The 10,901-nt window shown below is 44.0% G+C and carries 12 protein-coding genes and 1 pseudogene; 4 read left to right on the forward strand and 9 right to left on the reverse strand.

Annotated features, from left to right (window positions below):
* Positions 1-25: 25 nt before the first annotated feature.
* On the reverse strand, positions 26-1,012 hold the full coding sequence (locus U2H13_RS15660) for an SIS domain-containing protein (protein ID WP_021493996.1): 987 nt from the start codon (positions 1,010-1,012) through the stop codon (positions 26-28).
* A 196-nt stretch (positions 1,013-1,208) separates the two neighbouring features.
* Between U2H13_RS15660 and U2H13_RS15665 the strand changes: the two genes are divergently transcribed.
* Positions 1,209-2,135: a MerR family transcriptional regulator gene (locus U2H13_RS15665; protein WP_094296270.1), complete on the forward strand. Its 927-nt coding sequence runs from the start codon at positions 1,209-1,211 to the stop codon at positions 2,133-2,135.
* Positions 2,136-2,168: 33 nt separating this feature from the next.
* Here the strand turns inward: U2H13_RS15665 and U2H13_RS15670 are convergent, their stop codons facing one another.
* The 3 genes and pseudogenes from U2H13_RS15670 to U2H13_RS15680 all read right to left on the reverse strand — a co-directional run bounded on the left by U2H13_RS15670 (position 2,169) and on the right by U2H13_RS15680 (position 4,223).
* Positions 2,169-2,759: a sporulation delaying protein family toxin gene (locus U2H13_RS15670; protein WP_007410098.1), complete on the reverse strand. Its 591-nt coding sequence runs from the start codon at positions 2,757-2,759 to the stop codon at positions 2,169-2,171.
* Positions 2,760-2,843: 84 nt separating this feature from the next.
* A pseudogene (locus U2H13_RS15675) lies at positions 2,844-3,660 on the reverse strand (sporulation-delaying protein SdpB family protein); the annotation flags it as partial.
* A 32-nt stretch (positions 3,661-3,692) separates the two neighbouring features.
* Positions 3,693-4,223, reverse strand: coding sequence for an SdpA family antimicrobial peptide system protein (locus tag U2H13_RS15680; RefSeq protein WP_017418969.1), 531 nt, complete (start codon positions 4,221-4,223; stop codon positions 3,693-3,695).
* A 122-nt stretch (positions 4,224-4,345) separates the two neighbouring features.
* Between U2H13_RS15680 and U2H13_RS15685 the strand changes: the two genes are divergently transcribed.
* Positions 4,346-4,618 carry a DUF1648 domain-containing protein gene (locus U2H13_RS15685; RefSeq protein WP_007410095.1) on the forward strand — a complete coding sequence of 91 codons (273 nt, stop codon included), beginning with the start codon at positions 4,346-4,348 and terminating at the stop codon, positions 4,616-4,618.
* Positions 4,619-4,656: 38 nt separating this feature from the next.
* Here the strand turns inward: U2H13_RS15685 and U2H13_RS15690 are convergent, their stop codons facing one another.
* From U2H13_RS15690 to U2H13_RS15705, 4 genes are all read right to left on the reverse strand, one after another.
* A complete protein-coding gene (locus U2H13_RS15690) occupies positions 4,657-5,031 on the reverse strand; it encodes a nucleotide excision repair endonuclease (protein ID WP_110124339.1) in 375 nt (124 codons plus the stop codon).
* A gap of 66 nt (positions 5,032-5,097) precedes the next feature.
* Positions 5,098-6,213, reverse strand: a complete 1,116-nt coding sequence (locus U2H13_RS15695) for an NAD(P)/FAD-dependent oxidoreductase (protein WP_376700531.1) — start codon at positions 6,211-6,213, stop codon at positions 5,098-5,100.
* A gap of 382 nt (positions 6,214-6,595) precedes the next feature.
* Complete coding sequence (locus U2H13_RS15700) at positions 6,596-7,330, reverse strand: hypothetical protein (RefSeq protein ID WP_021493999.1); 735 nt, start codon at positions 7,328-7,330, stop codon at positions 6,596-6,598.
* Positions 7,331-7,401: 71 nt separating this feature from the next.
* Entirely contained in the window at positions 7,402-7,902 is a 501-nt protein-coding gene (locus tag U2H13_RS15705) for a hypothetical protein (protein WP_014418821.1), read from the reverse strand.
* A gap of 128 nt (positions 7,903-8,030) precedes the next feature.
* Between U2H13_RS15705 and U2H13_RS15710 the strand changes: the two genes are divergently transcribed.
* Both U2H13_RS15710 and csn read left to right on the forward strand, forming a co-directional pair.
* Positions 8,031-8,492, forward strand: a complete 462-nt coding sequence (locus U2H13_RS15710; protein WP_071181967.1) for a DUF2691 family protein — start codon at positions 8,031-8,033, stop codon at positions 8,490-8,492.
* 136 nt (positions 8,493-8,628) lie between these two features.
* Positions 8,629-9,465, forward strand: coding sequence for a chitosanase (csn, locus tag U2H13_RS15715; RefSeq protein WP_094296274.1), 837 nt, complete (start codon positions 8,629-8,631; stop codon positions 9,463-9,465).
* A gap of 35 nt (positions 9,466-9,500) precedes the next feature.
* On the opposite strand, the gene sufB is transcribed toward csn, so the two are convergent.
* Entirely contained in the window at positions 9,501-10,898 is a 1,398-nt protein-coding gene (gene sufB / locus U2H13_RS15720) for a Fe-S cluster assembly protein SufB (protein ID WP_007410090.1), read from the reverse strand.
* Between the last annotated feature and the right edge of the window lie 3 nt (positions 10,899-10,901).

A 10,901-nucleotide genomic window follows, 5' to 3' on the forward strand; every position in this document is an offset into this window, starting at 1 on the left:
GTCCGGTGAAATATAATGCGCGTTCTTAATATTCGACTTTCCACATGTAACGCCGCTGGCTTAACGGATGGTTCCTTGCTTCCGCCAGCGCATCCGCATAGCTTCTGAGCACCCGGTTTAATACGAGAGGAGCCAGATAGCCTTTTACAGAATCGTCAATTCCGGAAAAATCATATGCTGCCGCATCAAGCACAGTCAGTTTTTTGCCGTATCTTTTTGAGAAGGAAAGCGCCCGTTCTTCAAGAGGTCTTGTTTCGTCTAAGCCGAGCAGGATAATAAATGGAACGGATTCATCAATGATTTCGAACGGTCCGTGAAAATATTCTCCGGCATGAATGGCGTGGGAATGAATCCATTGCATTTCCATGAGAATGCAGATGCTGTAGGAGTAAGCGACGCCGTAGTTCGCACCGCTTGCCATCGTGTAAATGATATCTTCTTTTTCGTGGGCTTTCGCGAATGCCTTTGCGTGATCCGCTTCTTGTTTAAGCGCTTTGTTATATACGGTCTGGAGTTTATTGAGTCCGTCGATCGCCTGCTCAAACGCGGGATGGTTTTCCAGCACGTGTAAAGCGCCGAACACGATTTGATACAGAACCCCGTAATTCGTATTTATCGCCTGTGCGTTCTCACCCCAGTCATAAACCGCGACATATTCGGCTTCTTTCGCTAACGGCGAATCAGGCTCATAGGTCATCGCAATCGTAAGCGCACCTTTTTTTCTGGCGAAACCGGCGGCTTTCACCGTTTCCGGCGTATTGCCTGAATGAGAACATAAAATCACGAGCGAGTTCTCTCCGAGCTGAACGGGATTGCGCTGAATAAATTCATTTGAACTGTAGAGATCAGAGCTGATGGCTTTCGCCTCTCTGTCAAACACGTACTTGCTCGGATACATAATGGCTGAAGAACCCCCGCAAGCGACGAAAAAGACGTGGTCAATCGTTTTTCCTTTCAGATCATCCAAGAAAGCCTGAACCTTGTGATTCACTTGTGCGGCAGTTTGACTCAAATCCTTCACTCCTCAGTGTTTTATTATATAACGTTATATAACATTATATAACGTTATATTAATCGCAACAAAGGTGCGTTGTCAATCATATTTTCTGAAATTTCTAAAATATAAAATAAACCCGTCTTATTTCCCGCCCTCTCTTGACCTGACCCTTAGAGACACGTTTAGAATGAAAAGCAGGGAGTGATTCAGAATGAATATAAAAGAAGCCGCCAGACAGACGGGTCTCACGAAAAAAGCCATCAAATATTATGAGCAGGAAGGTTTAATCACCGTCAGCAAAAACCCTGATAACGGATACCGTGAGTATTCCGCTCAGAACGTGAATACGCTGAAAATGATTGCCGCCCTCCGAATGCTGGCACTGTCTGTAAGCGATATTAAAGCGTTCCTCTTAGAGGGCAGCAGTCTGCATGATATACTGCGCCAGCAGCATCAAAAGCTCAGCCGGCAGATTGAAGAGCTTGAGCAGGAACGGAAACTGACTGAAATGCTGATCAAGCGCGTGGAAGATGCGGAAAATGTCGATTCCATTCTGCATGATATCGGCGAGGTCAAAATAGATGAACCGAAGTATATGGGACTTCAGCTGAAAAAACTGTTCCCGGGAGATTTCGGAGAATTTATCGCCGCGCTGTTTGAACCGTTCCTCGACTTTTCTATTGATACAGATGAGAAAAAAGCGATATGGGCGGAGCTTATTAAAGTATTGGATGATATGGAAGAAGTTCCGGCTGAACACCCGATGATGCAGCTGGTCGGCAAGGAGGATCCGGCTCAGCTCCAGGAGCACAAAGTCCAGCATGACCAATTTATCGAGCGGATTTTGGAGAGAGACCCTGCCACTTGGGACACTCATAAAAACATCATCATTCAGCTTGTGAAAAGAGTGCAGACAGATGAAGAATACAGAGAAAGCCTGATCAAGGTCGGAGAATCCGCTTCTGATCTGCCCGCGCTGAAGGCGGGATCGCCTTTCAGCAATCTTCTTCAAAAGCTCAGCCCGAAATATGACACGTACGTGCGACTTCAGCTTGAACTGAAAAAAGAAGCTGACGAGGAACTCGGCTTTGATTCAGAAGCATATTTAAAACAGATGCTTCAATCAAAAAAACGCTAAGGTTCGTTTCCTTAGCGTTTTCTTTCTTCAGCCTCAGTGCTGCGCGTTAATGCGGTCAACGACATTAGCGATGAGCTGCTCTTTTCCTAAGTCGGAATCTTCGTCAACGCTTGCTACTGTCAAAATGATGGCCGCTACCGCAAGAGCGATCGTCTCAATGGCGGCCGCCGCGTTTAAAAATACCCATACAGCCGTTGCGCATTGGCCGATGGCCGTTGATTTTCCTTTGTCCATGCTCTTTTTGTCAAACTCTTCTTTCAGCACTTTCGCCATAATCTGCGAACCTTGATCAATGACGCTGTTCACTTTCTCATAATCGCCGCTGTAGACCGCCGCTTTCAACTCTTTAAAATAATCCGGCGATGACTTTTTAATATCAGCGATCACCTGATCGGAAACTTGCTTTAATTCATCCTGATCAATCTTTTTGACAGCCTTGGTATCCCATACTTCAGGAAGGAGCTTTGCGACCTCACCTTGTCCGAAAAAGATGCCGGAAAAAATGTCTTCACCCGAATAAGAGACGGATGGCTCAGTTTTCGCCGCGGCATGCGGGCCGACTAATGCAACCATTAAAACAAACACCAGCATCATGGCAGCTGCGGACTTCTTGCTTTTAACCATATAATTTCCTCCTTTTCCTTTTATTGAAAAAATTGTATCTGATAAAAAGGGGATTGTAATGGTTCAAAGCTACTGTTTTCTCTGCCGGCACCAAAAACAGGACCAAAATACCAGCCACCGTAATGGAAAACGAGGTAAGCCCCAGCATAACGGCAAAGATTTCGTGCATAAAAATGGATATAAACAATATCAGACGCCAATATGTTTTCGGAGCGAACAAAGCGCAGAACATAATGGTTTGCACAATAAGCGTGCCCCAAGTCGGGATGATGACAAGCTTGGACTGCAGGATAAAGTCAAACAGACCGTGAAGCGCATCCGGCAGACCCAGCATCGGATCGTTCAAATAGTAATAAACGGCGGTTCCGTTCTGCCACTCTTCTTCCATCAGTTTGGCAATGACGGAGTTAAAATACAGCATTGCGACCTGTATTCTGATGATTGTCAGCGTCGCCCAGCACAAGGAGCGGTAATAAGGCTCAAGCGGCCTTTTCTCAAAAGACGCCTCGTACGGAGACCAGTGCCATTTCCGCGGATCGGTTAACGTCAGCGGGAGCAGCAGCAGTGTAAAAACGGCAGCCACCTGATCTCCTCCGTCAAGGGTAACGGCGGAGTTTTGGAAGCTGTACGAAATCCACCAGTGAAAAAAACCGGTGATTCGCGGCCGCCAGCCAATGACGACAAGGATTAACATACAGATACAAACGGCTTTGACGATCTCAATGTAACGGAAATCGGGAAACAGCAGAAACAAGCTGAACGTGTCGGAAAAACTGAGCATTTGATTTTGCGTTTTAAAGAAGACAGATGCCGGATTGAACAGCAATGTCAGCAGCGTGCCGAGGGCGATTAAGCTTCTGGCAAGCCCGTACACATTTGTCCAAGGCGGATTCTTCATCATCCATAAGGTGAGCTGCTTTTTTGCATCCTGAATCAATTGACATCCACTCCGATGTATTTTTTGATGGTTCTTTTCGTTTCGGTATGCTGGCTCCATGCCCATGGGGTAATGCGTTCATATGTAATGATCATTTTCCCTTTCAGCCTTGGGGAGGGGGACTCATTTTTCATTTTCAGAAATGTGGTATCCTTAAAGTCTTGACCAGCCGAAAAGTCATTCCACTTCTCTTTGGAAGGCAGCTTTTCCAGCATAAGGCCGAGCTCTATCCCTTGCGTCCGCCCGTAGCGGTTTAAACCGATCACATTTTTCAGAGAATTATTCGGCCATCTGAGCTCCTCATCGGCATCAAGAAGATAGATGTTCAAGCTGTCTTCTCTCGGATCTTTACTGAAAAATCCCCAGCTTTGCGGATAAATCATGGAAACGGTTTTGGATTGATGCTTGGTTAATTGGATGGCGGAGCTTGGCAGTGCCGCGATGACGGTAAAAAACAAAACGATGATCCAGGCGGCCATGATAAAAAGAAAGAATGAAAACATGCTGGTTTGCTTCTTGTCAGTCAATTGAAACCCTCCTAGCGTATGGAAATTTCATTGACATGATTATACACCAATCAACAGGTAAAATATTGATAAATTAGATTTTTCGAACTAATATAATATTATATGTAAAAAGGAGTGTTCATATGTTTTTGATGAATGATAAAGTGCTGTGGGGAGCTGTGGTTCTCGCCTTTATTCTGTCGATTGTGTTTTATCCGTTTCTTCCTGCTGATATGGCCATTCACTATGACGTGTCAAACCGTCCGAATACATCAATCAATAAAACGGCCGGCGTCCTGATTTTTCCTGTGCTCATGATGATCTGCATGTTATTCAGAAAAAAGGTCGTCCAGCTATTCCTCGTCGTTTACTGTCTGCTGATCGTGCATATTGCCGTGATGTGGCTGGCACTGTAAACATAAAGAAAACCGGAGCCCTTAAGCTCCGGTTTTTCTTATTTATAAAATACTTTCTCAATGTTGTATTTCGACTGAAGGGTATTGATCGCGTACGTTTCGTAAATCTCCCTTTCCATCGGATCATTTACGACACATACTTCAATTTTATACACTTCGTCCCTGTGATGTTTAACAGGCGACACATTGTCTTCAAAATGCTTTTTGATTCTTTGTCTTAATTTACGGGCTTTCCCGACAAACAGCAGTTCATCATGAATGTTATAAAACATAAATATGCCGCCTTTGTCTCTCGGAATTTGGTGAAAATCAATGAAACCGTAAATCGCTTTAATCGTCGGTTCATTCTCCGACGGTGACTGCTGCCGTTCCGTAATGGTTACATCAGGAGCAGGAAGGTTTATTTTTATCAAAATGGGTCACGTCCTCTTATTCATTAAAGCTCCATCCTATCATAAGAATGCGCCAAAAGCTATTTTTTATTCAAGCGCCCCGGCCGGATCATAAAGGCTTAAATCAATTTCCGTCTGCTGACCGAGCGCGAGTTTCGCCAGTTCAGCCCCCAGATACGGCCCGCTCGTCAGTCCTGAGGCGCCCAGCCCGTTGGCAACGAGGAGTCCGCTGATATTCGGCACTTTGCCGATGACGGGAAGAAAACCGGGAGTAAACGGCCTGAAACCGACTCTTGTCTCTATTACAGTACTGTCTGAAAGGCCCGGCGCCACGGTTAATGCTTTGTCAAAAATCTCGCGGAGGCCGCCGGCCGTCACCCGCAAATCCATGCCGGTATCGTTTTCATGAGTCGCACCCGCTATGATTCTGCCGCTGTCAAAGGCGAGAATGTATTGATCGTTTGGGGGCATGACGACGGGCCAGCTGCCCGTCTCCTCTCCCTGAAGCTCTAAATGAACGATCTGCGCCTTTTGGTATGATACTGAAAAACGGATGCCGAGCGGCTCAAGCAGCTCTCTCGCCCAAGCGCCGGCCGTTACGAGAACCTGGTCGGCAGTAAGCGTGCGTTCTGCGGTTTTCACACCGATGACGGCACCGTCCTCTGTCAATATTGACGCTTCTTCATTGTAAACAGCCGCTCCGTGCTTAACGGCCGCATTTAACAGCGCCTTACGAAGCGCCCTCCCGTTCACCCGGGCCGCGCCGCTGACATGAACCGCCCCGTATTCCTCCGACAGCGCGGGGAACAGCGCCTTCGTTTCTGCCGGAGCCAGTCTTGTAATGTCACCGATTTCAGGAGCGTCCTCTCTTCTTTTATAAGCTCTTTCCTCCATTTGGCTGAGCTTTTTTTCATCCGTATGGAGGCTGACGGCTCCGACCTTTTGATAACCGGTTTCTGTTTCTCCGTCAGCTTCAAGCTGCTGTATCAATCGTTCATAATAACGGGCGCCGCCTTTTGCGATCGCATACCATGCCTGATTGCGGCGCTGTGACAGCCACGGGCAGACGATCCCCGCCGCGGCGTCAGTCGCCTGCCCCGGGTGTTTCCGGTCAATGACCGTTACATCCGCCCCGGCCTTTGCGAGATGATAAGCCGCGGACGCACCGAGAATGCCGGCCCCGATAATCATATAAGACTTCATGTGTAACACCTTTTCTATCTGTTTTGTCTTATTTATTTTAACAAATGGAGCGCTTTGCTTCGACCTTTTGCCCCCATATGAAAAAGCAGAAGGTCGACCAATCTCTTCGCTCTCCTATCAAAGATTCCATCTATCAATAGAGAAAAGGTGATGTCTTAAACGTAAATCATCATGGATGTGAAGAAAACACAGACCCTAAATCGACAATCGCAAGCTTTCAAACAGCAGCCAGTATCAATTCAAAAGTCATAATCAACGTATATACAGATCAAGAACAAAAGAGAACATCAAAGAACGCGGCTAAGTATCAAGCCCCGTCCTTATTGAGAGGATAAAGGCATTATCACTATTATCCTTCCACTATATAAACTGATCTATCATACTATTTTTTAGTAAAAACAAAAGTATAGTATCCATCAGCTTCTCCAGTTTTCATCTTAATCGCTGATCTTCCATAGGCTGATTTACTGCTGATTTTACCATGCATTGTAGAATACTGCGTTAGGGTACCTGTAGACTTTCTTTTGTATGGTTTAAAGGCTATATATCCAGATTGGCCTTTTTTGAGCGTAAAGGAATATGTAGTAGAATAAGATTTTGCTGACGTAAAATTAAAACTAGCTCCATAGTTTATAGCTTGGATTTCTGATGAAGCATTAACACTGTAAGACTTAGATACAGTAGCTTGCGTCTGTTTATCTACTCTGCACGATGATGTAGTACACTTAATTGTTGCTGAAACTTTAATAGGGTCACCATAATATTTAGTGGCTGATTTTTCTTTATATCTCCAATATCTAAGATCAACGTCAGCATAGGGCTTAAATTCTAATTCGTCATTACTTTCCTCAGAAACAACAAACTCATTCTCTAAATCTTCGTTTTCTTTTATTTCAGTCGTTTTTTCATATTCATCTTTTGAAACAGGTACAAGCCCATGTTCTGACGCTTTGAATGGTGCGATTACTGCACCTTGTTCCTCATCATAAAATTTTTCTACATTTGAATCAGATAGATTAATAGTATATTGCTCGACAGCGAATCCTTTCGAGGGATTTCCAAAAATCATCAAAAATACCACGAAAACTGCAATCAAAAGCGTAACTTTCTTTTTCATATACACCCACCTTATTTTTATGACACGTTAAAATATTACCATAGAAGTATATTTTTGTAAACTAGGTGTGATTAATTTATACTAGGAATTAACAAATAATATATTCCAGATTTCTTATCCACATGAGGGGTTACATTATTATCTGTCTGAGTTTCAATTTTCAGATTTTTCGTTTTGTTAAATCCAGCATATAACTTATATTTTTTACCTGAATAAGACTTTACATCAAATGAAATATCTGTCTTATTATTCTGATTTTTAAGCGCTACACCATTTCCATTCTTTACCCATATAACTTTTTTATCTTTCCATGCCAATGTTCCTGTTCCTATACCCATTTGTTTATTTTCTTCAAATTTGTATATCACAACTTTTTCATTGTCAATTTCCTTTGTTTCATATATAAAATCAGTGATATAAGGTGATTCTTGTTTAGCATACTGTAAAGCTTCATGTTCAGTATTAAATTTTTTCGCTGAATCAGGAGTTTCATTATTCTTAATAAAAAACAAACTGATTATGAAAATAATACAGATGACCAATAAACAAATAATGATCTTTTTCCCCTTCATAACAATAGTCCTCCAATTTAGAAACATATTAGCTATTATTATAGCAATTTTACAGTAATAAAATAAAGCTCCTATGGATTTAATTTCAAAATAGTCAGTCATTAGTTATTCGATTTCCTCATTTTATTATGAAACGCGGCATTACTTTTAACATCCCAAATCAATTCGGACGGTTTGCGGCAGATATATTACAACCGTTCCCGATCTCTCCCTATACGTGGTTTATCGGTGATGGAGAGGCGTATATTGAGTTCAAAGAAGACACCGATACAGACCTGTTTCCGCAAAATCAGCGCATCATTCAGGGTCAAGAACTCCGTCAGCGTCTGGAAGGAAACCCTTATTATATGATTTTTGCTGAATTGAAAGCTTTCCCGGGCGGGATGGTAACGGAAATCAATACGTATGAGGAATATTTGGAGAGTTCCTGTGAGCTTGTGCTTCTCATTGCAGATTGCTCGTATGTAACGTTATATTGCAAAGATCCGGTTATGCTCGAAGCCCTTTATCAGCAGGCTGTACAATGCGGGTTTCACCGCGTTGACTATGTTACAGATGAGAATGACGCGAGAACGGGATTGTCTGTCTGATGAAGGTGCGTTCTTTTTATGAAGCGCCGGATAGGGCTTAGGATTCAAAATATTGACAAATTCGTGTGTTTTCAACAAAAAAACAACCCCCTCATGTATACTGAGTGCGTAACTTACATATGAAAGGGGTATGGCAATGAAAATCAGCTTGAAGAAAAAAGCAGGTTTTTGGAAGAAGACGGCGGTTTCATCTCTTATTTTCACCATATTTTTTACCCTGATGATGAGCGGTACGGTTTTTGCGGCCGGGCTGAATAAGGATCAGAAGCGCCGGGCGGAACAGCTGACCAGCATCTTTGAAAACGGAAAGACGGAAATCCAATACGGATATGTTGAAGCGTTGGATGACGGAAGAGGTTACACTTGCGGGCGGGCCGGCTTTACGACGGCTACCGGAGATGCGCTGGAAGTAGTCGAAGTCTACACGAAAGCGGTGCCGAATAACAAATTGAAAAAGTATTTGCCTGAATTGCGTCGTCTTGCGAAGGACGAAAGCGATGACATCAGCAATCTGAAAGGATTCGCTTCTGCCTGGCGCTCACTTGGCAATGATAAAGCCTTCCGCGCTGCCCAAGATAAGGTAAATGACAGCTTGTATTATCAGCCGGCGATGAAACGTTCAGAAAATGCCGGACTGAAAACGGCCTTGGCAAAAGCAGTGATGTACGATACGGTGATTCAGCATGGCGACGGCGATGATCCGGACTCCTTTTATGCCCTGATTAAACGCACGAACAAAAAAATGGGCGGGTCACCGAAAGACGGAACTGATGAAAAGAAATGGCTCAATAAATTCTTGGATGTGCGCTATGACGATCTGATGAATCCGTCGGATGAGGACACTCAGGATGAATGGAGAGAATCGGTTGCCCGTGTCGACGTTTTCCGAGATATTGTCAAAGAGAAGAACTACAATTTAAACGGGCCGATTCATGTCCGGTCAAGCGAATACGGTAATTTCACTATTCAATAAACAAAAAAACCCCGCCATATGGCGGGGTTTTACTATTAACCGATGGAACCTTCCATTTCGAATTTAATCAAACGGTTCATTTCAACTGCGTATTCCATCGGAAGTTCTTTTGTGAACGGCTCGATGAAGCCCATAACGATCATTTCTGTTGCTTCTTCTTCAGAAATACCTCGGCTCATCAAGTAGAAAAGCTGTTCTTCAGAAACTTTTGATACTTTCGCTTCGTGCTCCAATGAAATGTTGTCGTTCAGGATTTCATTGTAAGGGATTGTATCAGAAGTTGATTTGTTATCCATAATGAGCGTATCACACTCGATGTTTGAACGGGCGCCGTCCGCTTTTCGTCCGAAGTGGACGATACCGCGGTATGTTACTTTTCCGCCCTGTTTGGAAATCGATTTTGATACGATTGTGGATGACGTATTCGGTGCAAGGTGAATCATTTTCGCACCCGCGTCCTGATGCTGTCCTTTGCCCGCAAGAGCGATAGAAAGCGTCATGCCGCGCGCGCCTTCACCTTTCAGAATGACAGCCGGATATTTCATCGTCAATTTAGAACCGATGTTTCCGTCAACCCATTCCATCGTCGCGTTTTCTTCACAAACCGTACGTTTCGTTACTAGGTTGTAAACGTTGTTCGCCCAGTTTTGAATTGTTGTATAACGGCAGTAGCCGCCTTTTTTGACGATGATTTCAACAACCGCGCTGTGAAGCGAGTTTGTTGTGTACACAGGAGCCGTACAGCCCTCTACGTAATGAACGCTTGCTTCTTCGTCAACGATGATCAGTGTCCGTTCGAACTGACCCATGTTTTCAGAGTTGATGCGGAAGTAAGCTTGAAGCGGTGTTTCAACCTTCACGCCTTTAGGCACGTAGATGAAAGATCCGCCGGACCAAACAGCTGAGTTAAGCGCCGCAAACTTGTTATCAGTCGGCGGGATAACTTTCGCCCAGTGCTCGCGGAAAATGTCTTCATTTTCTTTCAGCGCGCTGTCTGTGTCTTTGAAGACGATGCCTTGCTCTTCAAGATCTTCTTTCATATTGTGGTAAACAACTTCGGATTCGTACTGTGCAGAAACACCGGCAAGGTATTTTTGCTCAGCTTCAGGAATACCGAGTTTGTCGAATGTCTGTTTAATTTCCTCAGGCACTTCATCCCAAGAACGCTCTGAACGCTCAGACGGCTTTACGTAATACGTAATTTCGTCAAAGTTTAAAGAGTTTAAATCCCCGCCCCACTGCGGCATCGGCATGTTGTAGAAATGCTCAAGAGATTTCAGGCGGAAATCAAGCATCCATTGAGGCTCTTCTTTCATGCGTGAAATTTCTTCTACGATTTCTTTTGTCAATCCGCGCTCTGAACGGAAAATGGAAACGTCCTTATCGTGAAAACCGTACTTGTATTCACCAATTTCAGGCATTTTTTTAGCCATCCA

The organism is Bacillus sp. A1 (assembly GCF_042296235.1).
GTDB classification, from domain to species: Bacteria; Bacillota; Bacilli; order Bacillales; family Bacillaceae; genus Bacillus; species Bacillus velezensis.